This is a genomic window from Gammaproteobacteria bacterium (assembly GCA_035279405.1).
Taxonomy (GTDB): domain Bacteria; phylum Pseudomonadota; class Gammaproteobacteria; order Natronospirales; family REEB76; genus REEB76.
The window spans coordinates 402773-427980 of the sequence record DATEHU010000026.1; the positions used below are offsets into that span (position 1 = coordinate 402773).

Annotated in this window: 21 protein-coding genes and 1 pseudogene; 10 read left to right on the forward strand and 12 right to left on the reverse strand. The window is 62.2% G+C overall.

The genetic code is table 11. The features are described 5' to 3' along the window. Positions 1-31: 31 nt before the first annotated feature. Positions 32-661 carry an L-threonylcarbamoyladenylate synthase gene (locus VJR90_05495; GenBank protein ID HKV96928.1) on the reverse strand — a complete coding sequence of 210 codons (630 nt, stop codon included), beginning with the start codon at positions 659-661 and terminating at the stop codon, positions 32-34. An 82-nt stretch (positions 662-743) separates the two neighbouring features. On the opposite strand from VJR90_05495, the gene VJR90_05500 reads away from it, so the two are divergent. From VJR90_05500 to VJR90_05515, 4 genes are read left to right on the forward strand one after another with little or no spacing between them, the layout of a single operon-like run. Then, positions 744-1280 (forward strand): inner membrane-spanning protein YciB, encoded by a 537-nt coding sequence (locus VJR90_05500; protein HKV96929.1) that lies wholly within the window; start codon positions 744-746, stop codon positions 1278-1280. Then, the gene (locus VJR90_05505) at positions 1280-1579 is read left to right on the forward strand and encodes a YciI family protein (GenBank protein ID HKV96930.1); all 300 of its coding nucleotides are present in this window, start codon (positions 1280-1282) and stop codon (positions 1577-1579) included. The genes VJR90_05500 and VJR90_05505 overlap by 1 nt, the downstream gene beginning before the upstream one ends. A 35-nt stretch (positions 1580-1614) precedes the next feature. Continuing rightward, complete coding sequence (locus VJR90_05510) at positions 1615-1869, forward strand: BolA family protein (GenBank protein ID HKV96931.1); 255 nt, start codon at positions 1615-1617, stop codon at positions 1867-1869. 25 nt (positions 1870-1894) lie between these two features. Next, entirely contained in the window at positions 1895-2773 is an 879-nt protein-coding gene (locus VJR90_05515) for a peptidylprolyl isomerase (protein HKV96932.1), read from the forward strand. Positions 2774-2845: 72 nt separating this feature from the next. Here VJR90_05515 and VJR90_05520 read toward each other — a convergent pair whose 3' ends face one another. From VJR90_05520 to smc, 4 genes are all read right to left on the reverse strand, one after another. Next, positions 2846-3337: a DUF1499 domain-containing protein gene (locus tag VJR90_05520; protein HKV96933.1), complete on the reverse strand. Its 492-nt coding sequence runs from the start codon at positions 3335-3337 to the stop codon at positions 2846-2848. A 70-nt stretch (positions 3338-3407) separates the two neighbouring features. Beyond that, positions 3408-5531, reverse strand: coding sequence for an NAD-dependent DNA ligase LigA (gene ligA / locus VJR90_05525; protein HKV96934.1), 2124 nt, complete (start codon positions 5529-5531; stop codon positions 3408-3410). Positions 5532-5572: 41 nt separating this feature from the next. Next, positions 5573-6214, reverse strand: coding sequence for a cell division protein ZipA C-terminal FtsZ-binding domain-containing protein (locus VJR90_05530; protein HKV96935.1), 642 nt, complete (start codon positions 6212-6214; stop codon positions 5573-5575). 1 nt (position 6215) lies between these two features. Then, positions 6216-9716 (reverse strand): chromosome segregation protein SMC, encoded by a 3501-nt coding sequence (gene smc, locus VJR90_05535; protein ID HKV96936.1) that lies wholly within the window; start codon positions 9714-9716, stop codon positions 6216-6218. Between the two features lie 80 nt (positions 9717-9796). Between smc and queF the strand changes: the two genes are divergently transcribed. The 6 genes from queF to VJR90_05565 all read left to right on the forward strand — a co-directional run bounded on the left by queF (position 9797) and on the right by VJR90_05565 (position 15416). After that, positions 9797-10186 carry a preQ(1) synthase gene (gene queF / locus VJR90_05540; protein HKV96937.1) on the forward strand — a complete coding sequence of 130 codons (390 nt, stop codon included), beginning with the start codon at positions 9797-9799 and terminating at the stop codon, positions 10184-10186. 7 nt (positions 10187-10193) lie between these two features. Next, complete coding sequence (gene cysZ / locus VJR90_05545) at positions 10194-10934, forward strand: sulfate transporter CysZ (protein HKV96938.1); 741 nt, start codon at positions 10194-10196, stop codon at positions 10932-10934. Positions 10935-11193: 259 nt separating this feature from the next. After that, on the forward strand, positions 11194-11598 hold the full coding sequence (dksA, locus tag VJR90_05550) for an RNA polymerase-binding protein DksA (protein ID HKV96939.1): 405 nt from the start codon (positions 11194-11196) through the stop codon (positions 11596-11598). A 198-nt stretch (positions 11599-11796) separates the two neighbouring features. Next, positions 11797-12732, forward strand: a complete 936-nt coding sequence (gene gluQRS / locus VJR90_05555) for a tRNA glutamyl-Q(34) synthetase GluQRS (protein ID HKV96940.1) — start codon at positions 11797-11799, stop codon at positions 12730-12732. A gap of 39 nt (positions 12733-12771) precedes the next feature. Next, the gene (locus VJR90_05560) at positions 12772-13791 is read left to right on the forward strand and encodes a hydrolase (GenBank protein HKV96941.1); all 1020 of its coding nucleotides are present in this window, start codon (positions 12772-12774) and stop codon (positions 13789-13791) included. 116 nt (positions 13792-13907) lie between these two features. Next, a complete protein-coding gene (locus VJR90_05565) occupies positions 13908-15416 on the forward strand; it encodes an amidase (protein ID HKV96942.1) in 1509 nt (502 codons plus the stop codon). Positions 15417-15597: 181 nt separating this feature from the next. On the opposite strand, the gene VJR90_05570 is transcribed toward VJR90_05565, so the two are convergent. The 7 genes and pseudogenes from VJR90_05570 to infB all read right to left on the reverse strand — a co-directional run bounded on the left by VJR90_05570 (position 15598) and on the right by infB (position 25197). Further along, entirely contained in the window at positions 15598-17697 is a 2100-nt protein-coding gene (locus VJR90_05570) for a PQQ-binding-like beta-propeller repeat protein (GenBank protein HKV96943.1), read from the reverse strand. 241 nt (positions 17698-17938) lie between these two features. Next, positions 17939-18265: pseudogene (tnpA, locus tag VJR90_05575) on the reverse strand (IS200/IS605 family transposase). A 558-nt stretch (positions 18266-18823) separates the two neighbouring features. After that, entirely contained in the window at positions 18824-20911 is a 2088-nt protein-coding gene (gene pnp / locus VJR90_05580; protein ID HKV96944.1) for a polyribonucleotide nucleotidyltransferase, read from the reverse strand. Between the two features lie 60 nt (positions 20912-20971). Next, positions 20972-21241 carry a 30S ribosomal protein S15 gene (gene rpsO / locus VJR90_05585; protein HKV96945.1) on the reverse strand — a complete coding sequence of 90 codons (270 nt, stop codon included), beginning with the start codon at positions 21239-21241 and terminating at the stop codon, positions 20972-20974. A 108-nt stretch (positions 21242-21349) separates the two neighbouring features. Then, entirely contained in the window at positions 21350-22303 is a 954-nt protein-coding gene (gene truB / locus VJR90_05590) for a tRNA pseudouridine(55) synthase TruB (protein HKV96946.1), read from the reverse strand. Then, entirely contained in the window at positions 22303-22677 is a 375-nt protein-coding gene (rbfA, locus tag VJR90_05595) for a 30S ribosome-binding factor RbfA (GenBank protein ID HKV96947.1), read from the reverse strand. Before rbfA ends, truB begins: the two co-directional genes overlap by 1 nt. Before the next feature lie 15 nt (positions 22678-22692). Further along, positions 22693-25197, reverse strand: a complete 2505-nt coding sequence (gene infB / locus VJR90_05600; protein ID HKV96948.1) for a translation initiation factor IF-2 — start codon at positions 25195-25197, stop codon at positions 22693-22695. Positions 25198-25208: the final 11 nt, after the last annotated feature.

Below are 25208 nucleotides of genomic sequence, written 5' to 3' on the forward strand. Positions count from 1 at the left end.
TACAGAGTCCGTTCGCGGCACCGCCCGGGCTTCAATGCAAACGACTGAACGGCACCGGGTTGCCGCGCCCGATGCGCACCACCACCGGTGCATCTCCGGACATATCCACCACCGTGGTGGGTTCGAAACCGCAGGGCCCGCCGTCAATCACCAGATCCACGGCATGCTCGAGCCGCGTGCGCATGTCCTGCGGATCGGTGAGCGGCTGGGCTTCGCCCGGCAGCATCAGCGTGGAACTCATGATCGGTTCGCGCAGCTCGGTGAGTATCGCCTGGGTAATCGGATGCGCGGGCACGCGGATGCCGATGGTCTTGCGCTTCGGATGTTGCAGGCGCCTCGGCACCTCGTGCGTGGCGGGAAGAATAAAGGTATAGGGGCCGGGCGTGTGCGCCTTGAGCAGGCGGAAGGTGGGATTGTCCACGCGCGCGTAGGTGGCGATTTCGGACAGGTCCCGGCACACCAAGGTAAAGTTGTGTCCCGGACCGGCGCCGCGAATGTTGCGGATACGCTGCATGGCGGTTTTGTCGCCCAGCATGCAACCCAGGGCGTAGCAGGAATCGGTGGGATAGATGATGACCCCTCCGGCCTTGAGAATTGCCACGCTGCGGCGCACAAGCCGCAGTTGCGGCGTCTGTGGATGGATGCTGAAAAACTGGCTCATGTTCCCCGGTCCATGCAGACGTCCGGCGGCAGCCCGGCGTGCGAATGCGTTATGATATCGAACCTTGGCCGTGCAACGCCGTATGTCCGCCGTACTGGAATTCCTGCTGCTCGCTGCGTTCTTTGCAAGCTACCTGTGGAAAGGCATTTTCTTCGCCACCGGCGTGCTCATGGCCGGCAGCGTGCTGGTGCTGGCGATCTCCTGGTGGCACAGCCGCAAATTCGAAGCGCTGCCACTCGCGGTCACGATTCTGGCGCTGGTGCTGGGCTCTGTGACCCTGGTGTTTCACGATGCCGTGTTCATCAAATGGAAATTCTCCATCGTCGAATGGCTGTTCGGCGTGGTATTTCTGGTGACGCAATTCATGCGCCAGACCCTGATCGAGCGCATGCTCGGGGCACAGATACGCGTGCCGGCCGGAATCTGGCGCCGGCTGAATCTGCTGTGGGCGGCTTTTTTCATAGTGCTCGGCAGCGTCAATGTTTACGTCATTTATCATTACGACACCGCTGCCTGGGTAAATTTCAAGGTATGGTGGTCCATGGGCGCGACGCTGGTTTTCGTGATTGCGCAAGCGCTGTACATGAGTCGCCACGTGCAGGTACAGAAGGCTTCCTGATGTGGTACGCGATCCTTTCGGAGGACGTAAACGGCAGCCTCGCGCGGCGCGGTCCGGCTCGATCTGCGCATGTGCAGCGACTCGAGACGCTCAAGCAACAGGGCCGGCTGCTGGTCGCCGGGCCGCATCCGGCCATTGACGCGCCCGCGCCAGGTCCGGCGGGTTATTCCGGCAGTCTGGTGATCGCCGATTTTGCCTCGCTCGGCGAGGCGCAAGCCTGGGCGGACACCGATCCGTATGTGGCGGCCGGCGTTTACGCCAAGGTTGCCGTCAAACCGTTTCTCAAGACCCTGCCGTGAGCACCGCCGTGGATACCGCGCCTCTGGACCCGCGCATGCATTATCTGCACACGCACGTGCAGGCTGAATTCCGGCCCTCGCAGCTGGAAATCCGCGATGAGGGCGCACAGCATGCAGGTCATGCGCATGCCGGTCGCGGCCACTATTCCATGCGCATCGTGGCCGCCGCATTTGCCGGCAAGGACCGCCTGCAGCGCCACCGCATGATTTACGCGGCGCTCGGCAATCTGCAGCAGGCCGATATTCACGCACTCAGCATTCAGGCGTTCGCGCCCGACGAATCTCATTGATGTTTTTCACCCACGAGGACTCTCCATGCGTATTGCACTTCGTTCCCTGACATTGATTGCCGCCGTCGTGATATTGGCCGCCTGTGGCGGCCAGCAGAATTCGGCGGACACTTCCACGGTGCTGGCCACCGTCAACGGCGTGCCGATCACCAACGACATGTTCCGCGCCTACGTGCGCAGCCTGGCGGGCGGCCAGGAGCCGCAACTCGACGCCCAGCGCCACCAGTTGGTGCTCAACCGCCTGATCGACATGCAGGTACTGGCGCAGGCCGCACAGAAATCCGGCCTGGAGAAACAGGCGACCGTGGCAGCGGATCTGAAGATCCAGCGCACCGGCCTGCTTGCCCAGCAACTCGTGCAGCAGTACCTGACCCAGCATCCGGTCACCGAAGATCAGATCAAGTCGGAATACGCGGCGCGCACCAAGTCCATGCCCGGTACCGAGTACCGCGCACGCCACATCCTGGTAGCCAGCGAGCAGCAGGCCAAGGACATCGTCAACCAGTTGAACCACGGCGCCAACTTCGCCACGCTCGCGAAGAAATATTCCACGGACGCCAGTGGCAAACAGGGCGGCGAGCTCGGCTGGTTCAGTCCGGATCAAATGGTACCGGCATTCTCCGCCGCGGTTGCCAAGCTCAAGAAGGGTGAATACACCCGGGAGCCGGTGCACACCCAGTACGGTTGGCACGTGATCCAGCTGGAGGACACCCGCAGCATGCCGCCGCCGAGCCTGGATTCCGTGCGCGATCAGCTCACCAACGGCCTCGAAGGCCAGGAAGTCGAGGCCTACGTGAACAAATTGCGTCAGGATGCCAAGGTCGTCGTGACTACGACCAGCGCAGCCAGCAATGCTCCGGCACCGAGCGCGACGCGCGCACCTGCCGCGGGAACCAAGCACTGATCTCAGGCGCTTGGCATCAAGCAGATGGAAACGGCCAGCGCAAGCTGGCCGTTTCATTTGTGCGCCGGGCGATCAGTGCTGTTGCTGGAGTTTTTCGAATGCCGCGCGTATCTGTTCCAGTCGCGCGCGATTGGCGCCCACGTCGAACAAGCCGAGCTGAGCGATGGAACGGAGTTCAATCACGCGGCGTTCCGGCACCAGGTAAAACTCTACGTCATCTACCGCATTCGCGGGCTGATAGTAATACTGCGCGGCGCGCTCCGCGGGATTGCTGATGGGATATTCGACACGCAGATAGTTACGGTGGTTGGACACGATGCGTGCCTGGCCCACTGCATTGATGGCTTGCAGCAGGTCGGCGCTCGCCTGGGCGCGGGTGCTCGTATACGTCAGCGGCGCGATGTGCAAGGCGGGATCGGTGTCGCCGGACGACACGCAATCGCGGTTGGACGGACAGGGCGCCAGTTGTCCCTCGCGCACGCCATACATGGGCGTGAGGATGGCGGTGCATGACGCCAACAGCAGTGCCACTATCAGCAATGGAATGTTCGCGCCCGCGCGCACTTTCAATCTCCGATAACTTCACCGCGCAAAATTGCGGGGATCATTCTATATCCAGGTCACGCATCCGGCATCAGGAATCGAGCAGATCCCGGAGTTGAGCTTCACTCAACTCGCGCACCCCGAGCCTGCGCGCTTCGGCCAGCTTGGAGCCCGGCTCCGTGCCCACGACCAGGTAATCGGTCTTGCGCGAAACGCTGCCCGCGACCTTGCCGCCCAGCGCCCGGATGCGTTCCGTGGCCTGCTCACGGCTTATGCCTGCCAGTGTGCCAGTCAATACGAAACTCTTGCCCTGCAGGCGCCCTGCTTCCGCGCGGCGCCCAGAGCCTTCCGGCCAATGCACTCCGGCCGCGCGCAGCGCCCGAATGACCGACTGATTATGCGGTTCGCCAAAGAACTGAGCCAAACTGGCGGCCGCTTCCGGACCGATATCCGGAACCTTGCGCAACTCGTTATTAGCCAGGTTTTTGGTGAGCGTACGGTCTGTGCCGGCACGGGCCTGCTTGAGACTGCTCGCATATTGCAGCGCTGCATGCTGCAAAGCATCGAGACTGCCGAAGTGGTCTGCCAGAGTCTGCGCCGTCACCTCTCCCACTTCGGGTATGCCGAGCGCATACAAAAAGCGCGCCAGCGTGGTGGTTTTGCTCCTGGCAATCGCGGTGAGCAGATTCTCCGCCGACTTGTCGCCCATGCGCTCCAATCTGGCCAGTTGCGCATGCTGCAGCGCGTAGATGTCGGCCGGCGAATGCAGCAATTTTTCCGCAATCAGCTGTTCCACCAGTTTTTCGCCCAGGCCCTCGATATCGAGCGCGCGCCGGCCCGCGAAATGCAGAATGGCCTGTGCCAACTGCGCAGGACATGCCAGGCGGCCGGTGCAGCGCCACGCCGCCAGCTCCTCGATGACGGTCTTGCCCTGCCTGGTGCGCTCGCGGGTTTCGCGTTCCACGTGTGCGCCGCACACCGGACACCTCGCGGGTACCTTTATTGGCTGCGTGCCCGCGGGACGCTCGCTCAGCACCACACCCACGATCTCTGGAATCACGTCGCCGGCGCGGCGCACGATTACGGTGTCGCCGACGCGCACATCCTTGCGCAGCACCTCGTCCATGTTGTGCAACGTGGCATTGCTCACGGTGGCGCCGCCCACGAATACCGGTTCCAGCCGTGCCACGGGCGTCAGCGCGCCGGTGCGGCCTACCTGGAACTCCACCGCCTTGAGTAAGGTCGTGGCTTCCTCGGCGGGAAACTTGTGCGCCACCGCCCAGCGCGGTGCGTGCGCCACGAATCCGAGACGCTGCTGCCAGTCGAGCCGGTCAACCTTGTAGACCACGCCGTCAATCTGATACGGCAGACTGGCACGCTTGTCGGCCAGAGTGTGGAAATACTCCAGGCAACCCTGCACGCCGTGCACCACGCGGTTCTCGGGATTGGTGCGCAGCCCCCAGTCGCGCCAGCGTGCCAATACCCGGCTGTGGGTATCCAGCCATGCGCCGTCGCGTACTTCGCCCCAGGCATAGGCAAAAAATTCCAGATTGCGCGCGGCAGTGACGCGCGAATCCAGTTGCCGCAGACCGCCAGCCGCGGCATTGCGCGGGTTGGCAAAGATTTTTTCACCGCGTTCCAGTTGGCGGCAGTTGAGTTCCTCGAACGCCTGCTTCGGCATGTAGATTTCGCCGCGCACTTCCAGTGCCGCGGGGTAACCGCGGCCTTGCAGGCGCAGTGGAATCGACGCGATGGTGCGCACGTTCGGCGTGACGTCCTCGCCCACGCTGCCGTCGCCGCGCGTGGCGCCGCGGCTGAGCACTCCATGCTCGTAAGTCAGGCTGATCGCCAGGCCATCGAGCTTGGGTTCGGCCGCGTAGGCGACCGGCCCATCGTCTCCCAGACGTTCGCGCACGCGCGCGTCGAACGCACGCACTTCGTCGTCACTGAAGGCGTTATCCAGCGACAGCATCGGCACTACGTGGCGTACTTCGCCGAATTCCTTGAGCGGGGCTGCGCCCACGCGCTGGCTCGGTGAATCCGGCGTGCGCAGATCGGGAAATGCACGCTCCAGTTCCAGCAGTTCGCGGAACAGCTTGTCGTATTCGCTGTCGGGAATTTCCGGCGCGTCCAGCACGTAATACAGGTAATTGTGACGATGCAGCGCGTCGCGCAGGCTGCGCAGCCTCTGTTCGGCGCCCTGCCGGTCGCTCATGCCGCAAGTCTCAACACGATGCGCATGCCGCGGCCTGCGGCTCAGTCCGGAAATGACGGGTGCTGCTGGAAATCCAGGATGCGCTGGCGGATCTGCTGCGCCGATTCCGGAGTCAGCGGCTGGCGCCGCTCGTCCAGCACCGTTCCACCCAGCACCCGCGCCAGGTTGCGCGCCGTGGCCAGCATGTCGGCGCAGGCTGCCACACCGTCCTGCGGGCCGGGCAGCACGAGAAACAGCGTCAGCCCGGGCAGTCGCTGGTGGGACAGGCGTTCCGGCAGCAACACTCCGGGCTCCACCAGGCTCGCCACGCTGAACACCGGGGTTTGTTGCAGGTCCTCGGTGACGCGGTGAAACACCTGATACTGGCCGTAGTGCAAGCCGTTGACTTGCAGTGCCTTGAGGACGTGCGCGCCGTCGAATCCGTCGGGTTCCGCACCCATCACATGCAGCGCGAGAATCAGTTGGCGAGCCCCCGGTTCCGGTGTGCCGCCGGGCGGCTTTGGCATTGGCGCGGGATGAGGCGTCAAGGTTTCCTCCGCGGTCGCCAGCGTCGCACCCTCATCCAGGCTGGGTTCCGTGCGCGCCAGCTCCGCACGGCGCTGCCGGCGCTGGCGCGACAACAGATAGACCAGCACGATGAATACCACACCGATGAGCAGAATGATCAGCCGCAGTTGCCACATCTTACATGGCCGCGATGCGCACCGCTTCGTCCACGTCCACGTCCACGAGCCGCGATACCCCCGGCTCGCTCATGGTCACGCCGATGAGCTGATTGGCCATCTCCATGGTCGTCTTGTTGTGCGTAATGAACACGAATTGCACGCGATCGGACATGCCGCGCACCAGATCGCCAAAACGGCCGATGTTGGCCTCGTCCAGCGGCGCGTCCACTTCGTCGAGCAGACAGAACGGCGCCGGATTCAATTCGAAAATGGCGAATACCAGCGCCACGGCGGTGAGCGCCTTCTCGCCGCCGGACAACAGGTGAATGGTGCTGTTGCGCTTGCCGGGCGGGCGCGCCATGACGGTCACGCCCGCGTCCAGCAGCTCCTCACCGGTCAGCTCCAGATAGGCATGGCCGCCGCCGAACAGTTTCGGAAAACTGCTCTGCAATCCGGTATTCACCTTGTCGAAGGTTTCCTGGAAGCGTGTGCGGGTCTCACGATCGATTTTGCGGATCGCCGCCTGCAGCGTTTCCAGTGCCTGGTTCAAATCCGTGAGTTGTGAGTCCAGGTATTGCTTGCGCTGCGCCTGCTCGCTGTATTCCTGGATTGCCGCCAGATTGATCGGGCCGAGGCGTTCGATGCGTTGATTGGCCGCGGCCAGCTTTTCGGTCCAATCCGCAATGCCCGCACCGCCAGCCAGACCGGACAGCAGCGGCGCGAGCTCATAGCCGTCGGCACGCAACTGTTCCTCCAGTGTGCTGCGGCGCACGCGCGCTTCCTGGATACCGAGCTGCAATTGCTGCAGCTGTTCGCGCAGTTCCTCGGCGCGATGCTCACTTACCTGGCGCAGCTGTTCGAGTTTGCGCACCTGGTCGGCCATGGACTCAACCTGAGCACGCGCCGCGGCCAGTTCACTATCCATGTCCGTACGCCGCCGCAGCAGGCTTTGCAGTTCGCTCTCCTGCTGACCCGCGGGCGCGGCTGCATCCTGGATGGCTTGCCGTAATGCCGTGGCGCGCGTATCCATCTGCGCAAGCTGTGCCTGCATGCGCTCCAGATTCTGGCGCGTGGAATCACGCGTGGAGCGCTGCGCCTCGAACTTGAGCGCCAGGCCATGCCGGGTTTCGGCATCCTGCAGGGCGCGCGCGCGTGCTTCCTCGGTGCGGCGGCGCAGTGCATCGCGTTCGGTCTGCAGTGGTGTGCGCTGCGACTCCAGCGCCTGCACCCCGTCCTGTGCCGCGTGCAAGTCGGTGCGCGCAGCCTGCAATTCGGCTGCAACCGTTTCCAGTTGCCGGTTCAAATCGGCGAGTTCGACATCCAGTTGCACAGTGCGCTGTTCCAGATGCTGCAACCGTTCCCTGGCGCCCTGGTGTTGTGCGCGCAGGTCCGCCTGCTCGCCGGCGGCTTGATTGAGGCTGTCCTGCAGCTCCTCGCGCTGCGCCTCGAGTTCCCGCATGCGGCGGCGCGCGCTTTCCTGGCGCGCAGCCTTACCGGTCACTTCGCGTTCGATGTTGGCGAGCTGCGTCTGGTGCTGCTTGAGTTCCTGGGCGCGTGCCAGCACACCCGCGCGTTCATCCTCGCCGCGAATGACCCGCAACCAGTGGCGCCCGAGCCAGAGACCGTCGCGCGTAATGACCGATTCGCGCGCGGACAGTCTGGCGCGCATCACGAGCGCGGCCTCAAGGTTCTCCGCCGTGCGCACGCTCCCCAGCCAATCGCTCAGATCGAGCGGACCTTCGACTTTGCCGAGCAGGCTGTCGCGATCGCCGGAGCCGGCCTTGCCGGCCTTTTCCACAAATGAGAGCGAGCCTCCGGTGAGGCTGGCCAGTTTCGCGGCGTCGTCCGCAAACTGCTCCACGCATATTGCTTCCAGGTGGTAGCCGAGCACGGTTTCCACCGCCCGCTCCCAGCCGGGCGCCACATTGATGAGCTCCGCCAGGCGCGGTTGTCCATCGAGTTTGCGCTGCCTGAGCCAATCGGAAACCTGGGCGCGGCTCTTGCCGAGCGCCGCCTGTTGCAGCGCGTCGAGCGCGGCGAGGCGCCCACGGCGATCTTCGAGCTGAGTGCGCAGGGCATGCAGTTCGGTGCTGAGCTGCTGGTCGCTTTCCCGCAACCCGTCGAGCTCGCGGGTCGCCTGTTCGAGTTCGGTTTGCAGGCGCGTGCGCGTGGCTTCCGCCTGCTGGATGGCTTCATCCAGTTCCTCGATGCCCGCTTGGCCTGCATCCGCGGACAGTCCGGTGCGTTCGCCCTCCAATTTGTCGCGCCGCTGCAGGCCCTGAGCGTGCTGGCGCTCGAGGTGCTGGATGCGCGTGCGCGCGACTTCCGCGGCCTGCGCCTTGTCGCCGGCCTCACGGTTGAACGCTTCCCAACGTTCCTGCCACAGCTGCAGCGCACGCTCGGCCTCTGCCAACGACTGCGTGGAGCACCGTTCCCCGGCCAATGCCTGATCGCGCGCCGGCTCGAACGACGCCAGCGCGGCATCCGCACGCGCGATCTGTTCGCGGTCACGGTCTATATGACCTTCAATTTCCTGACGGCTGGCTTGCAGACCGTCGAGATCCTGCTCGTGCTGACTGCGGGCCTCGCGCAGGTGCTGCAACGACTGTTCCAGCCTGGCGGTGGCAGTCGCCAACTCGTAGGAACGCGCCTGCACCCGGGTCAGGCCGTCGCCGGCTTGGGTGTGCTGCTCCCGGGCCTTCTCCAGCCCGCTCTCGATGCCGCGCTGTTCGGCAATCGCGGCCTCCAGGCGGGTTTCATGTTCACGGATAATGCCTTCCTGGCCGCCTACTTGCTCGTCCAACTCGCGCCAGTGCAGCACCTTGAGTTCGGCCTCCAGGCGGCGCTTGTCCTCGTTCAGGGATTTATAACGTTCGGCGGCCCGCGCCTGCCGGTGCAGGTGCTCGATCTGCTTGCTGACCTCGTCCAGCACGTCGTTCAGGCGTTCGATGTTCTCGCGCGTCGCGTGCATGCGGCTCTCGGTCTCGCGGCGCCTTTCCTTGTAGCGGGAAATCCCGGCCGCCTCTTCCAGAAACACGCGCAGTTCCTCCGGCTTGGATTCCACCAGGCGCGTGATCGTGCCCTGCTCGATGATGGCATAGCTGCGCGGCCCGAGCCCGGTGCCCAGGAACAGGTCGGTGACGTCGCGGCGGCGGCAGCGTGTGTTGTTGAGAAAATAGTTGGAGGTGCCGTCGCGCACCACCTCGCGCCGCACAGAGATCTCCGCGTAGTTGGCGAACTGGCCGCCGATGGCGCCGTCGGAGTTGTCGAACAGCAATTCGATGGACGCCGCGCTTACCGGCTTACGGGCACTGGAGCCGTTGAAAATCACGTCCGCCATGGAGTCGCCGCGCAGCTGTTTGGCGGAGAGTTCGCCCATGACCCAGCGTACGGCATCGATGATGTTGGTCTTGCCGCAGCCGTTGGGGCCGACTATGCCCACCAGGTTGCTGGGCAGGTGGATGATGGTCGGGTCCACGAAGGATTTGAAACCCGACAGTTTTATTTTGCTGAGCCGCATGCTGAATGGTGCCGCCGCGCGCGCTGCCGATCCTGGCCGCGTAGTGTAAAGTATTGGCGCCTGAAAACGCAGTAGCCGACATGCCCGCCGCACCCAGCAAAAATCTCGAGACTTTTGCCAATCCGCATCCGGAGCGCGACTACACGATCCGTATCCGCATCCCTGAATTCACCTGCCTGTGCCCGCGCACCGGCCAGCCGGATTTTGCCGAGTTGCTGCTGGAATACGTGCCCGGGCAGGCTTGCGTGGAGCTCAAGGCGCTGAAACTCTACATTTGGAGTTACCGCGATCAGGGCGCGTTTCACGAGGACGTCGCCAACCGTATTCTCGGCGATTTGGTTGCGATGCTGAGCCCTCGTTTCATGCGCCTTACGGCACAATTCAACGTGCGTGGCGGCCTGTACACCACGGTGGTCGCGGAGCACCGCCAGCCCGGCTGGCAGTGCCCGGCGCCTGTGGCCCTGCCCTGACGGCGCCGTGTTCGAGGAATTCGCCCACGGCGCGCGCTGCCTGTTTCAGGGTTTCACCTGGCTGACCCGCCCCGGTGTGCGGCGCTATGTAATCCTGCCGCTGCTCATCAACCTGCTGCTGTTCGCCGCGGCCATTGCCCTCGGTGCGCGCTATTTTGACGCCTGGTTGGTTCACTGGATTTCGGGTCTGCCGCACTGGCTGGCGTGGCTCACTGCAGTGCTGTGGGTAGTGTTTGCACTGGCCGCGGCCGTGGTGCTGTTTTATGCCTTCTCGTTGCTCGCCACCCTCATTGCCGCACCCCTGGATATTTTCCTGGCCATGCGCATCGAGGCCATGATTACCGGTCGCCGCCCCGAGACCGGCCGCAGTCTCGTCATGGACATCGTCGTGGGGCTGCGCAGCCAGCTCCAGCGGCTCCTATATCTCGTGTGGCGCATGCTCCTGATTGCGGTGGTGGGACTGGTGTTGCTCTTTGTGCCGCTGTTCGGCGCACTCACGCCCCTGCTGTGGTTTGTGTTCACCGCCTGGACTCTGGCCATCGTGTATTCGGATTTCCCGCTCAGCAACCGGGGCGTAACGTTTATCGAACAACGGCGCTTGTTCAGGCAAAAGCGTGCGCGCATGTTCGGCTTCGGTGCGGCCGCAGCGCTGTGCACCATGGTGCCGGTGGTGAATTTCATCATCATGCCCGCGGCAGTCGCCGGCGCCACGGTTTTATGGACAGAATCACCGGCGCCGAACTCCTGAAGCGGGTCGCAAGCCGAATGCGGCCGGGCGATTTTTCGCCGGATGCAACTTGCCTCGCACGGCGCAATCCGGTATAAACTGCGCCGCTTTATCTCAGGGTCAACGGGAGTTTTGCATGCCGGCCAGGACCAAAGCCGCGATTTCATCCAAAGCTGCAAGAAAGCCAGCCGGCAAGGCCGTATCCAAGGCCAGCCTCAAGAAAGTCACCGCCAAACCCGCTGCCCGCTCGCATCGCCGCCGCTCCGCGGCCGACGGCTTTATGGGATTCACGCCCTATCCGCTCAAGAAGGGCGAGCCCTACATGAATGAAAACCAGCGGATGCATTTCCGCAACATTCTGCTGGGCTGGAAACGCGAGCTGATGGAAGAAGTAGACCGCACCGTGCACCACATGCAGAACGAGGCAGCCAACTTCCCGGACCCGAATGATCGCGCCACCCAGGAGTCCGAATTCAGTCTGGAGTTGCGCACCCGCGACCGCGAACGCAAGCTCATCAAGAAAATCGACGAGGCACTGGCCGCGGTGGAAGCCGGCGAGTATGGGTATTGCGATTCCTGCGGAGTGGAAATCGGCATCCGCAGGCTGGAAGCGCGCCCCACCGCCACCCAGTGCATAGACTGCAAGACCCTGGACGAAATCCGCGAAAAGCAGATGACGGGCTGAGAAGATGTGAGGGGTGAGGGCTGAGGGAGTGAGGAGGGAGGGGTAAGAGGAAGGCATAAATTCATTTGTTTACCGATTATTCCATTCCACGACGCACGTTGAATCTCAGTTTCACCCGATTGGCACGTGTCCCGGCGCCAAACTTGCGGGCTGTTCTTTCTTAACTCCTCACCCCCAACACCTCGCTCATCAGCTCTTTTGAACTCCTCACCCCTCACGCCTCACTCCTCACCTTACATCGGCCGATTTGCACCCTCGCCCACCGGACCGCTGCATTTCGGCTCGCTGGTGGCCGCGCTCGGGAGTTTTCTCGACGCGCGTGCTCACGGCGGTCGGTGGCTGCTGCGCGTTGAGGATCTGGACCCGCCCCGGGAGCAAATTGGCGCCGCTGACAATATCCTGCGCAGCCTGGAAATCCATGGGCTGCATTGGGACGGGCAGGTGCTGTATCAGCATGCGCGGCTGGCTGAATATAAGGCTGCCGCCGCCAAACTTCAGACCGAGGGCTGGGCATATCCCTGTGCCTGCAGCCGGCGGGAAATTGCGGACAGTGGGGTGCGCGGCCTGGAAGGACCGATCTACCCAGGAACCTGCCGCCAGGGCGTACCCGCCGGCAAACCGGCACGCGCACTTCGTATCCGCGTGCCCGACGGTGAGACGCTGTCCTTCGAGGATCGCCTGCAGGGAGTCGTGCACCAGTCGCTGGCCCGGGAAATCGGTGATTTCGTGATTCGCCGCGCCGACGGTTGCTTTGCGTATCAATTGGCGGTGGTGGTGGACGATGCCTTTCAGGAGATCTCCCACGTGGTGCGCGGCGTCGACCTCTTGCTGTCCACGCCCCGGCAGATGTGGCTACAGCGCCGGTTGCGCTTGCCGACACCTTCTTATATGCATCTGCCCGTGGCGCTGACTGCGGCTGGCGAGAAACTGAGCAAGCAAACCGGCGCCCAACCCCTGAATGACGCTCGGCCCGGCGCAAATATCTTCAGGGTGCTGGAATTCCTGCGCCAGGCTCCGGTGAAAGATCTGAGGGGCGCCCCGCCGAGTGAACTTGCGGCATGGGCCATCAGGAATTGGCAGCCCAACCGGTTGCGCGGTATATTGAGCCACGAAATAGCACCAGAAAGCACATGAATAATAATACATAAGATATTGATAATAATGAATAAAGGCATGACATTAAGCGCAGAATTAAGGCCAGAAATCGCGCAACACAATGGCAGTGGAAAAGTCATTCCCAGCGCATTCAAACCCAGCCACCTGCTCCGCAACCGTCACCTGCAGACCATTTTCCCCAATATCGTGTACCCCGGTGCACGCCCGCCGCTGCGGCGCGAGCGCCTGGAGCTGTCGGACGGCGATTTCATCGACGTGGACTGGACGCTGGGCGGTAGCGGCCCCATCGTCATCGTGCTGCACGGTCTGGAAGGATCGATCAAGTCGCATTATGCCGCACGCATCATGCGTCGCATCCGGTGCCTCGGCTGGCGCGGAGCGCTGCTGAACTTCCGCGGCTGCAGCGGCCAACCCAACCGGCTACCCATCGGTTACCACTCGGGATTCACCCAGGATCTGGAATATTTCACCCGCCTGCTCAAACAGCGCGAACCCGCCACGCCCCTCGCGGCGGTAGGCTATTCGCTAGGCGGCAGTGTGCTCCTCAAATGGCTCGGTGAAACTCCGCACAGCGGCCGCCTGCTCACGGCGGTCGCCATATCGGTGCCCTTCGATCTCACCGAGGCTTCCAATACCGTTGAGCACGGCGTCTCGCGAATCTACAAATGGAGCCTTCTCGGCAGGATGCGGCGTTCGACGGCACGTAAATTCAAGCTGGTCAAGGCGCCGTTCCCGCTCCCCAAGGTACGCACGCTGCGCAGTTTCAGGGCTTTCGACAACGCGCTGACCGCACCACTGCACGGCTTCCGCGATGCGGATGATTATTACGCCACCTGCAGCAGCCGTCAGTATCTGAAGAACATCACGGTACCGACGCTGGTCCTGCATTCCAGCGACGATCCCTTGATGACGCCGGCTTCAGTGCCCAGCGAACCGGAACTTTCGCCCGCGGTGACGCTCGAACTTAGCCACAAGGGCGGCCACGTGGGTTTCGTGAACGGATCGCTGCTGCGGCCCAACATGTGGCTGGCGGAACGCATCAGCCGGCATTTGATCCAGACTCTGCCCCACGCTTGAGCGTCATGGGAGGATTTATGGGATTGCATTGCACTCGTACGCTTTCACTGGTGCTGTTCCTGGCGCTGTGCGCAACTTCATCGGGGTCATGGGCTGGCAGCCCTGCGCAAACCTTAGTGCCTGCCGTGCCACTCGATCAGGCCTCCATCGCCGAACTGCATCAGCGGCTGTTTGACGGCTCTATCAATGTACAGGAGCTGACCCAGTATTTTCTGGATCGCATCGCCAAGCTCGATCAGGCCGGCCCGCACGTGAATTCGGTCATCGAGGTCAACCCCGACGCGCTCGAGATCGCACGCCAACTGGACGCAGAGCCGAGGAGTCTGGCGCGCAGCCAGCCGCTCTATGGCATACCCATCCTGCTGAAAGACAACATTGACACCGGCGATCGCATGCTGACCACCGCGGGTTCGCTCGCGCTGATGGGCGCGCCCGCAGCGCGGGACGCCACGCTGGTCGCCAAACTGCGCAAGGCGGGTGCCGTGATTCTCGGCAAGACCAATCTCAGCGAATGGGCCAATTTCCGCTCCGAGCACTCGACCAGCGGCTGGAGCGGCGAAGGCGGCCTGACCCACAATCCCTACATCCTTGACCGCAACGCCTGCGGTTCCAGCTCGGGATCGGCGGCCGCGGTAGCGGCCGGCTTCACCACCGTCGCCATCGGTACCGAAACCGACGGCTCCATCGTCTGCCCCTCCGCCGTCAACGGCGTGGTCGGCATCAAGCCGAGTCTCGGGCTGGTGAGCCGCGCCGGCATCATTCCCATCAGCCACAACCAGGACACCGCCGGGCCCATCGCGCGCAGCGTGGCCGATGCCGCGGCGGTGCTCACGGTCATTTCCGGCAGCGATCCGCGGGATCCCTATACCAAGAAAGCCAATCCGCACGTCAAAGGCTACAGCCGGTTTTTGACAGCAGGCGCACTCAAAGGCAAGCGCATCGGCGTGGTGCGCGCGCTGGCCGGTTACGACCCCAACGTCGACCAGATCCTGGACCATACTGTCGCGGTACTGCGAGCGCAGGGCACCGTCGTGATTGATCCGGTCGTCATTCCGCATCTCGACGATTACGGCAAATCTGAACAGACCGTGCTGCTCTATGATTTCAAGCACGATCTCAATGCCTACCTCGCCACGCGCAAAGGTCTGGCCGTGCACAATCTCGCGGAGCTGATTGCATTCGACAAGGCCCACGCCGCACAGGAAATGCAGTGGTTTGGCCAGGACGAATTCATCGCTGCGGAAGCCAAAGGTCCGTTGACTACCAAGGCTTACCGTGACGCGCTTGCCAAGGACAAGCGGCTGTCCGGCCCCGAAGGCATTGATGCGGCCATGAAGAAATACCAGCTGGATGCCCTGCTCGCGCCCACTACCGGCCCCGCCTGGACCACCGATCTGGTCAACGGCGACCACGTGACCGGCGGCAGTTCCTCCCCGGCGGCGGTGGCCGGCTATCCCGACATCACCGTACCCGCAGGTTTTGTCCACTGCCTGCCGGTCGGCATAAGCTTCTTCGCAGGCAAATGGAGCGAACCCAAGCTGATCGGCATCACCTACGCCTTCGAACGGGCCACGCACGCGTATCGGCCGCCGCAGTTTCTGGCGAGTGTTACAGACTGCAAATAGTCCGCGAGAAAATGATCACGAGATAGGCCGAAAACGCAAACTTCTACCGTCTCTTAACCCTCTGTCCATGAAACCGGGGCTGCTTCAAACACTTCCTCACGCAGGATGTGCCTATCTGGGTGTCCGTTAAATCAGGGGCAGTTCAACCTGACCCCTATTTTGTTGCAAAGGTGACGGATCGTCACTTCCAGTTAGATAGCGCGAAGATCGCGATAGTGTCGCCGTAGGGATAGCTCATCTGAAAATTACCACCGGCCGCAACGGCAATATACTCCTTGCCAGCGACTTCATAAGCAATTGGAGGCGCATTGACACCAGCACCAAGGTTGAACCTCCACAACTTTTTGCCAGTCGTAGCATCAAAGGCATCGAACCATCCTTGGCCTTCACCAGTGAACGCTAAGTTGCCGGCGGTCACCAGCGCACCACCCATCATTGGTTGTGGTAGGCGTTGATTCCAAACGATCTTGCCAGTATTGACGTCAATTGCAGTAAAAGTTCCATCCTGAAGTCCGCCCGGAACGTTCTTAAACGTGCTTCCAAGACGTATCATTCCCGGCATCGGCGGTGGCGAATCCTTGTCTGTGGTGAAGGTCATGAGTTGGTTCATACCGAGCACATAGACCATCCGGGTTAGTGGCGAGTAGGCTGGTGTTGACCATTCAGAACCACCGTTGGCGCCCGGAAGCATCTGAACACCTTCGGTAGTTGGTTGCGCGAACATATTCTTCTGCTGATCGAACGGCTCCGACTTGCGAATTAGCTTGCCGGTCTCGCGGTTGACAATGTAGAAAACCGCGGTCTTGCCCGCCTCGCCAGCGGCGGGTATAAGCTTGCCGTGGTCCATGGCATAGAAGAGTACAACCGGGCTCGCCGCGTCATAGTCCCATACGTCGTGGGGGACTTCCTGATAATACCAGGCCAGCTTACCTGTCTTGGCATGCAGCGCGACGATTGAATCGGTGTACAGATTGTCGCCCAAGCGACCCGCACCGTTGAGATCCGGGTTAGGGTTACCGACGGAGAAAATTAACAGTTGGAGCTTCGGGTCAATAGCCGGCGTTGTCCAGATAGGGCCGCCACCATATTTCCACGAATCACCCGACCACGTAGAGGGGCTGTCGGTGCTGTGCCACTTCCATAGCTCCTTGCCGTTGCTTGCGTCGTATGCAGCGACGAAGCCAGCAATCGGCCATTCTCCACCGGAACTGCCGATGATGACCATGCCGTTGTAAAACGTTGGCGCCATAGTTTCGGAGTAGCCAGCCTGTGCGTTGGAGACTTCTGTGATCCAGTCTTGTTTGCCGGTCTTGGCATCGACTGCGACGAGATGGTCATCGATGGTTAGGAAAAAAACCGCACCGTTTCCAGCCGTCGCGCCCCGATTAACCGGACCACAACAGATCTGATTGAAGCCGTTGCTATACTCATATTTCCAGATAGTTTCACCGGTGACTGCGTTGAGCGCGATCAAGGCCTGTTTTTTGTCGACCATTGGAGTGGTCGCATACATTATCCCATTGACTACCAGCGGAGTGGTCTCGAAACTTGCGGTATAGCCAGTCTGCACGATCGCTACAGGCCTTAAATTCTCCACATTGTGTATGTTGATTTGGTTCAGCGGAGAAAATCGCTGGTTGTCATAGGTGCGGCCGCTTACCAGCCAGTTGGACTTGTCTAAAACCGCGTTAGTCAGCATCGACTGCGAGACGTTGACGTCAACCATGACGCTGCTCTGAATCTCGATTTTTTGTCCACCAGTTTCTGATCCGGATGCCTGAATTCCACTGACATGTGTCGGAGTCACCGCGGGCGCCCCACCCACCGCGGCGGTAGATACCATGGTGCCTACTCCTGGATAGGGAAGCATCGAAATGCACGCCACGCTGTCGTAACTCAATATTTTGTCGCCACTCTTATAGCCATTGACATGCAGGATGTAGGCGAAAATCTTTGTGTATTCATTTGGCTTCAGACTCCCCGGAGCTTGGTACGGCATTTGCGATTTCATGAAAGTCAATAGCTGCTGCGCCGAGATCTTCGAGAAATTGAGGTACGATTCGAAATCGTGCCCGTAGAGAGCAGGTCCAGAGTTTCCTTTCAGATCAGCGCTATGGCACATGGCACAGTTGGCCATGTAAAGATTCTTGCCTTCCATTGCCTGCGCGGTTGTGTATGCGCCCTGACCTACAGGGCAACTCGCAGCACTGCCCATCATGGGAAGTGACAGGCCAATGAACGTGGGCAAAATGTAACGGAAAAGGCGGATAGTGTGGATCATGAGCTTTCTCCACTATAAAAAAACCCAGAAGATTCTTCTGGTCAGGTTTATCAGGACCGTGCAAGGGTCGCACGACCATTCCAGAATGCAAGATCAGATCACGGCCAGGTAGCGCATCACGCCTAGAGTATAGCCGCTCTTAAATCTATAAGTGCGTTACTTTCCTGTCTGACACCTATCATTGAGGCAAAATAAGTCTAGTTGACATAGATTCCCTCGGCTAAAACCGGGGTCCTTACCGTTACAGTTCCATTCGGAACTGACCTGAATCCTGACGGCCTTGGTGCTCGACATACCGATTGATTGTCATCTCGTCTATCCCTATGCTGCTGACGAAGTAGCCCGGCGACCACACGATGGTCACTTTCCAGTACACCTTCTTCAACCACCCAAATGTCTTCCTCACGTGTGACGACGATTGGCTTTTTAGCTGCCCCATTACGGCCGCAATGCTGTACCGAGGCGGTATGTCTATCACCATGTGCAGGTGATTCTGGTCAAAGCCAATCATCTCAATCACCACGCCGGGCGTACTTCGCAGCAGCTTTAGCACGTTCATTGGTTTCGGCCTGCATCGCCGCTTCGCTCGGTTGGTGCGTCAAGTGCCCCGCCAAGACTGCGCGCGCTTCAGCCAAATCTGTCAGGACAGTAGGAGTGCCGGGATGGATCGGATGGACGAGAGAGAAAATCCTCCCCGGCCCTCCTTTTCCAAAGGAGGGGGCGAAGCTCAGTGCCGCGGGCGACTCGCGGAGCGCCGATGGGGGAGCGTCCTGAGTCCAGGACAACCGCGCGAGCCCCTTTACAAGGCAGGCTGGCCTCTATCAACGGTACGGGATTGAGCGCTCCGCCGACGAATTCGGCGTCGGCGGCGCTGTGGGGGCGGCCACCCTGAAACGGACACCGCGACATTCCCGTCGGTGCGCTCGCCCCTCCCCGTATCAAATTTTAGGGCCACGCCCCGCGCTCCCCCGGTACGCATGCCCGCCGCCGCCACGCCTCTGGAACAACTCCAAGCCCTGCGGCAGCAATTGATTCATCCACACTGAATACAACGGACCGGGGAAAAGAGGCTGAAATTAAAAGAGGGCCTCGCGGCCCTCTCGTTATTTCCAATCACTAGCCTTAATCAGGCCGCGTCTACGGCCTTCATGCTGAGGCGGATGCGGCCCTGCTTGTCCACTTCCAGCACCTTGACGTTGATGAGGTCGCCCTCATGCAGCTTGTCGCTCACGCGCTCGACGCGCTCCTCGGATATCTGTGAGATGTGCACCAGGCCGTCGCGCCCCGGCAAAATGGTGACGAACGCGCCGAAGTCCATGAGCTTGACGACCTTGCCGCGATACACGTGACCGACCTCGACATCGGCGGTGATTTCCTCGATGCGGTGCTTGGCTCTTTCGCCGGCGGCCTTGTCCACCGAGGCGATCTTCACCGTGCCGTCGTCCTCGATATCTATAGTGGTGCCGGTTTCTTCGGTTAGCGCACGGATCACCGCGCCGCCCTTGCCGATCACATCGCGGATCTTGTCCGGATGAATCTTGATGGTGATGATGCGCGGCGCGTATTCGGACAGCTCGGCACGCGGCTGGGCGATCACGGCATTCATCTTGCCGAGAATGTGCAGCCGGCCGTCGTGCGCCTGCGCGAGCGCCTGCTGCATGATCTCTTTGGTGATGCCGTCAATCTTGATGTCCATTTGCAGCGCCGTGATGCCCTCGCTGGTGCCGGCCACCTTGAAATCCATGTCGCCCAGATGATCTTCGTCGCCGAGGATATCGGTGAGCACGGCGAACTTTCCGCCTTCCTTGATGAGGCCCATGGCCACGCCGGCCACGGGCGCCTTGAGCGGCACGCCCGCGTCCATGAGCGACAGGCTGGTGCCGCAGACGCTCGCCATGGAACTCGAGCCGTTGGATTCGGTGATTTCCGAAACCACGCGGATCACGTACGGATAGGTCGCCATATCCGGCATCACCGCCTGGATGCCGCGCTTGGCGAGGCGGCCGTGGCCGATCTCGCGGCGCTTGGGTGAGCCCATCATCCCGACTTCACCGACCGAATACGGCGGGAAGTTGTAGTGCAGCATGAAGGGTTGCTTGTACTCGCCCTCGATGGCGTCAATGATCTGCGCATCGCGACCGGTGCCGAGCGTGGTCACCACCAGCGCCTGGGTTTCGCCGCGGGTGAACAATGCGGAACCGTGGGTGCGCGGCAGCACACCTACTTTTACCGTGATGGGGCGCACGGTCTTGGTGTCGCGACCGTCTATGCGTGGCTGGCCTTCGAGGATGCGGCCGCGCACGATTTTCTTTTCCAGGTCCATGAACGCGTTGCCTACGAGATTCTGCGTCCATCGCGGCGCATCGCCGGCGGCAAATTTCGCCAGCGCGGCGTCGCGGATCTCCTCGATACGTGCGTAGCGGGTCTGCTTTTCGGCGATCTGGTAGGCCGCGCGCAGGGGCTTCTCGGCTTCGGCGGCCAGCGCCTCGGCCAAACCCTTGTCCTTCTCGGCCGGTTTCCAGTCCCAGGCGGGTTTACCGGCTTCCTTGGCGAGTTCCCGGATGACTTTGATGGCCGCCTGCAACTGTTCGTGGCCGAACATCACCGCGCCCAGCATCACGTCCTCGGGCAGGCATTCCGCTTCCGATTCCACCATGAGCACGGCCTTGTCGGTGCCGGCGACCACCAAATCCAGATCCGAACTGAGCAACTGGGTTTTGGTGGGATTCAACAGATATTGGCCGTTCTGGTAACCGACGCGCGCGGCCCCGATCGGTCCCATGAACGGCAGGCCGGAAATCGCGAGCGCCGCCGACGCTCCCAACAGCGCCGGCACGTCCGGGTCCACTTCCGGGTTCACGGACATCACCGTGGCGACGACCTGGACTTCGTTGTAAAAGCTCTTGGGAAACAATGGACGGAGGGGGCGATCGATGAGGCGGGAGGTGAGCGTTTCTTTCTCACTGGGTCGGCCTTCGCGCTTGAAGAACCCGCCCGGGATTTTGCCGGCGGCGTAGGTCTTCTCCTGGTAATTGACCGTGAGTGGAAAGAAGTCCCGGCCTTCAACCGCGGATTTCGAACCCACCGCGGTCACCAGCACCACGCTATCCGCCATGGTCACGAGTACCGCTCCGTCCGCCTGGCGGGCGATCTCGCCCGTCTCCAGCGTCACGGTGTGGGCGCCGAACTGAAAGCTCTTTTTGATGACTGTCACGTTGAACCCTTCATAAGCTGCGTTGTTGCGCGCGGCAACAGGAACGGGGAAAACCGAAACTCAGCGGCGCAGGCCGAGACGCTCGATCAGAGTCTCGTAGCGCGCCTGGTCGCAGTGCCGGAGATAATCCAGCAGCTTGCGGCGCTGGTTCAGCATCTTGAGCAATCCGCGGCGGGAATGAAAATCCTGCTTGTGCTGGTCGAAATGCGGGCCCAGGCCGTCAATGCGGGCGGACAGCAATGCCACCTGTACTTCGGGTGAGCCGGTATCCGTGGGATCGCGCCGGTAGGCGGCGATGATTTCCTGCTTTTTTTCAGCGGTAAACGTCATAAACACTCAACTCCAACGATTTTCACCTTGATTTCAGGCGCGTATTGTAGCCGCCCGCCCGGGTACGAACAAGCAAAAATCCAATGAAATCAGCGACCCGCCCGGACTTCAGGCGATGTTCAGCAAGCGCCGCGGAGCGATGCGCCCGTCGTCGAGCACTTCACCTACGCCCAAAAACCTGTCGGGTACATACACGCGTACCCGGCCGTGCGCGGGAGCACCCGGCGCGGTCACCGCGTGACCACGCGTGAAATACCAGGTGGCATCTGTGCCCAAGCTGACTACGGGCCAATGACCAATCGCGGAGTCCGCGGGCAGCAGCAGCGCATCGAGTGCCACATCCGCGCTGGGGTGCTGTTGCAGCGCCTCGAGCGTATGCATCGGGAACGTACTGCCATACGGTCCGAGTGCCAGCCTGCGCAGCGCGCTTACATGACCGCAACTGCCCAGGCCCTGCGCAATGTCCTCCACCAGAGTGCGGATGTAAGTGCCTTTGGAGCAGCGTACCGCCAGCGTCAGAGAGGCCGCATCCCGGGACTTCAAGGCAAGCGCATGGATGGTCACGCGACGCGGTGCGCGCACGACTTCGACGCCGTCGCGCGCCAGATCGTAGAGCCGCTGGCCCTGGTGCTTGAGCGCGGAGTACATGGGCGGGACCTGGTCAATCTCGCCACGGAATTTCCCGAGTGTGGCTTCAATGTCGGCACGCGTCAGCGTGGGAACTGCGCACTGCTCGGTCACCACACCTTCCGCATCGCCGGTGGCGGTGCGCAGGCCCAGCCGGCCGGTGACCAGATATTCCTTGTCCGCACCCAGCAGGAAAGCCGACAGTTTGGTGGCTTCGCCAAAACAGATCGGCAGCAGGCCGCTCGCGAGGGGGTCGAGGCTGCCGGTGTGCCCCGCCTTGCGTGCATTGAACAAGCGCTTTACGGCCTGCAGCGCCTGATTGGAAGTCATGCGCACCGGCTTGTCGAGCAGCAGGATGCCGTGCACGGCGCGTCGCGCCGTCTTGTGCCCGGCCGGCGCGGCGCCGCGTGCCGGGTGCGCAACCGTTGCCGGCATCATTTGGGTTTGCCGGTGCCGGGAGCGGGCGCATTCGCGCGCGCAATCAGCGCTTCGAGGCGCGCGGAACGATCCAGGCTTTCATCGTAGCTGAAACGCAGCTCGGGAATGGCGCGCAACCTCACGCGCTGGCCAAGCGCGTGACGCAGAAAACCCGCAGCATGATTCAGTGCCTGCACGACTTCGGCCTGCGGACCTTCGGCGCCCAAGACCGAAACCAGCACCTTGGCGTGCGCCAGGTCCGGCGACACATCCACCTCGGTCACGGTCACGTGCTGCACGCGCGGATCCTTGACCTCGCGCCGGATCAGTTCGGCCAGCTCGTGCTGCAGGAGCTCACCAATACGCAGTTTGCGTGGATAGGCGTGCGGCATGCGATGCAGCCGGGATTAACCCGGAACGGTACGCGCCACTTCGACGCGTTCGTAGCACTCGATCTGGTCGCCGGGCTTCACGTCGTTGTAGTCCTTGACGCCGATGCCGCATTCGGTGCCGGCGCGCACTTCACCGACATCGTCCTTGAAACGCCGTAGCGACTCCAGCTGTCCCTCGAAGATCACCACGTTGTCGCGCAGCACACGGATCGGCAAATTGCGTTTGACGTAGCCGTCCACCACCAGGCAGCCGGCAATGGCGCCGAGCTTGGAGGAACGGAACACCTCGCGCACTTCCGCCAGGCCCACGATCTGCTCGCGCAGCTCGGGTTTGAGCATCCCCCCGAGCGCCTGCCTCACGTCATCGATGGCCTGATAGATGATGCTGTAATAGCGCACATCCAGCCCGGACTCGCTGATCAGCCGGCGCGCACCGGCGTCCGCGCGCGCGTTAAATCCGATTATTACCGCCTTGGAGGCCAGCGCCAGGTTCACGTCGGATTCCGTGATGCCGCCCACGCTGCTGCCGATGACCTTGACCTTGACTTCATCGGTGGACAGTGCGCCCAACGCATCACGCAGCGCCTCGGCGCTACCCTGCACGTCGGATTTGATCAGCAGGTTGAGGCCCTTCTGCTCGCCTTCCTGCATCTGCTGGAAGGCATCGTCGAGTTTGGTGGTCTGGCGCGCCAGTTTGACGTCGCGCAGCTTGCTCTGGCGGTAGAGCGCCACTTCGCGCGCCCTGCGCTCGTCCGCGACCACGACCGCGTCGTCGCCGGCATTCGGGGTGCCGGACAAACCCAGCACCAATGCCGGCGTGGCCGGGCCGGCTTCCTGCAGCTGCTTGCCGTCCTCGTCGAACATGGCACGCACGCGGCCGAACTCCTGACCGGTGAGCAGGATGTCGCCCGGCTTCAACAGCCCGCGCTGCACCAGTACCGTGGCCACCGGGCCGCGGCCCTTCTCGAGGCTGGACTCCAGCACGAAACCGGAAGCCGGACCGCTGGCCACGGACTTGAGTTCCAGCACTTCGGCCTGCACCAGGATGGAATCCAGAAGCTTGTCTACACCCTCGCCGGTCTTGGAGGAAACGCCCACAAAAATGTTCTCGCCACCCCATTCCTCGGAAATGATCTCGTGCTTGGCAAGGTCGCTGCGCACGCGTTCCAGGTCGGCTTCGGGCTTGTCGATCTTGGTGATCGCCACCACGATGGGCGCCTTGGCGGCACGTGCGTGCTCGATGGCCTCGACGGTCTGCGGCATGACGCCGTCATCCGCCGCCACCACCAGTACCACGATGTCGGCCACGTTGGCGCCGCGCGCGCGCATGGCCGTGAACGCCGCGTGTCCGGGCGTGTCCAAGAAGGTAATTACGCCCTTCTTGGTTTCCACGCGGTAGGCGCCGATGTGCTGGGTGATGCCGCCGGCTTCGCCTGCCGCGACGCGCGTGCTGCGGATGTAATCCAGCAGCGAGGTCTTGCCGTGATCCACGTGACCGACGATGGTGACCACCGGCGGACGGGTGATCTCGTCACCCTCGGACACCACTTGCACGACCTGGTCTTCCAGATCGCTATCCTTGAGCAGCCTGGCCTTGTGGCCCATCTCGTCCACGACGATGGCCGCGGTTTCCTGGTCAATCACCTGATTGATGGTGGCCATGGAGCCCATCTTCATCATTACTTTGATGACTTCGGTGGCCTTGACCGCCATGCGCTGCGCCAGCTCTCCCACGCTGATGGTTTCGGGTATCGGCACTTCCCGCACCTGCGGCGCCACCGGCTTCTCGAAGCCATGCTTGGTCTCGACCTGCACGTTCACCGCGGCCCTGGCCTTGGCGGGCCGCTTCTTGCGCCGCGTGGACAGCTCGTGGCCGACGTGCAGTTCGGCACGCCCGTACTTGGTGTGCTTGTCATCCGCCGCAGCCGGTTTGCTGTGCGGTGTGGCGGCGCGCATGCGCCGGTCTTCCTCTTCGGCCTCACGCCGTGCTTCGGCTTCGGCCTTGCGGCGCTCGGCATCGGCACGCGCGGCGGCATCCGCTTCCTGCTTGCGCAACGTTTCTTCAGCCTCTTTCTTGTGGCGCTCCTCTTGCTCAGCCGCAAGTTTTTGCGTGCGCACCGCCGACAAGCGCGCCTCTTCCGCGCGCTGACGGTCCAGCTCGGCCTGCTGCACGGCTTCTTCCTCAGCCCGGCGCTTGGTTTCTTCCTCGATCACCGCGCTGCGCTTGACGTAGGTACGCTTCTTGCGCACCTCCACGCTCACGGTCTTGGCGCGGCCTTGTGCCCCGCTCAGCCTGATCTCGGACACGCTGCGCCGCTTGAGAGTGATCCGGCGCGGCTCGCCGCCGGCGCCCTCGCCATGACTGTGTCGCAGATGCGTCAGCAGCTGCAGTTTCTGGTCGTCGCTGATGGCGATATCAGCATCGGCAATCGGAATACCGGCCTCGGCGAGTTGCGTGAGCAGGCGCTCCACCGGCGTGCCCACCACTTCCGCAAATTGTCTGACTGTGACTTCCGCCATGGCGTGTTCCT

Excerpts from the sequence above, each read along its gene's own strand:
- VJR90_05495 (HKV96928.1), bottom strand. The coding sequence starts at position 661 with ATGAGCCAGTTTTTCAGCATCCATCCACAGACGCCGCAACTGCGGCTT.
- VJR90_05500 (HKV96929.1), top strand. The coding sequence starts at position 744 with ATGTCCGCCGTACTGGAATTCCTGCTGCTCGCTGCGTTCTTTGCAAGC.
- VJR90_05505 (HKV96930.1), top strand. The coding sequence starts at position 1,280 with ATGTGGTACGCGATCCTTTCGGAGGACGTAAACGGCAGCCTCGCGCGG.
- VJR90_05510 (HKV96931.1), top strand. The coding sequence starts at position 1,615 with ATGCATTATCTGCACACGCACGTGCAGGCTGAATTCCGGCCCTCGCAG.
- VJR90_05515 (HKV96932.1), top strand. The coding sequence starts at position 1,895 with ATGCGTATTGCACTTCGTTCCCTGACATTGATTGCCGCCGTCGTGATA.
- ligA (HKV96934.1), bottom strand. The coding sequence starts at position 5,531 with ATGAGCGACCGGCAGGGCGCCGAACAGAGGCTGCGCAGCCTGCGCGAC.
- VJR90_05530 (HKV96935.1), bottom strand. The coding sequence starts at position 6,214 with ATGTGGCAACTGCGGCTGATCATTCTGCTCATCGGTGTGGTATTCATC.
- smc (HKV96936.1), bottom strand. The coding sequence starts at position 9,716 with ATGCGGCTCAGCAAAATAAAACTGTCGGGTTTCAAATCCTTCGTGGAC.
- queF (HKV96937.1), top strand. The coding sequence starts at position 9,797 with ATGCCCGCCGCACCCAGCAAAAATCTCGAGACTTTTGCCAATCCGCAT.
- dksA (HKV96939.1), top strand. The coding sequence starts at position 11,194 with ATGGGATTCACGCCCTATCCGCTCAAGAAGGGCGAGCCCTACATGAAT.
- VJR90_05560 (HKV96941.1), top strand. The coding sequence starts at position 12,772 with ATGACATTAAGCGCAGAATTAAGGCCAGAAATCGCGCAACACAATGGC.
- VJR90_05570 (HKV96943.1), bottom strand. The coding sequence starts at position 17,697 with ATGATCCACACTATCCGCCTTTTCCGTTACATTTTGCCCACGTTCATT.
- rpsO (HKV96945.1), bottom strand. The coding sequence starts at position 21,241 with ATGACGTTTACCGCTGAAAAAAAGCAGGAAATCATCGCCGCCTACCGG.
- truB (HKV96946.1), bottom strand. The coding sequence starts at position 22,303 with ATGCCGGCAACGGTTGCGCACCCGGCACGCGGCGCCGCGCCGGCCGGG.
- rbfA (HKV96947.1), bottom strand. The coding sequence starts at position 22,677 with ATGCCGCACGCCTATCCACGCAAACTGCGTATTGGTGAGCTCCTGCAG.
- infB (HKV96948.1), bottom strand. The coding sequence starts at position 25,197 with ATGGCGGAAGTCACAGTCAGACAATTTGCGGAAGTGGTGGGCACGCCG.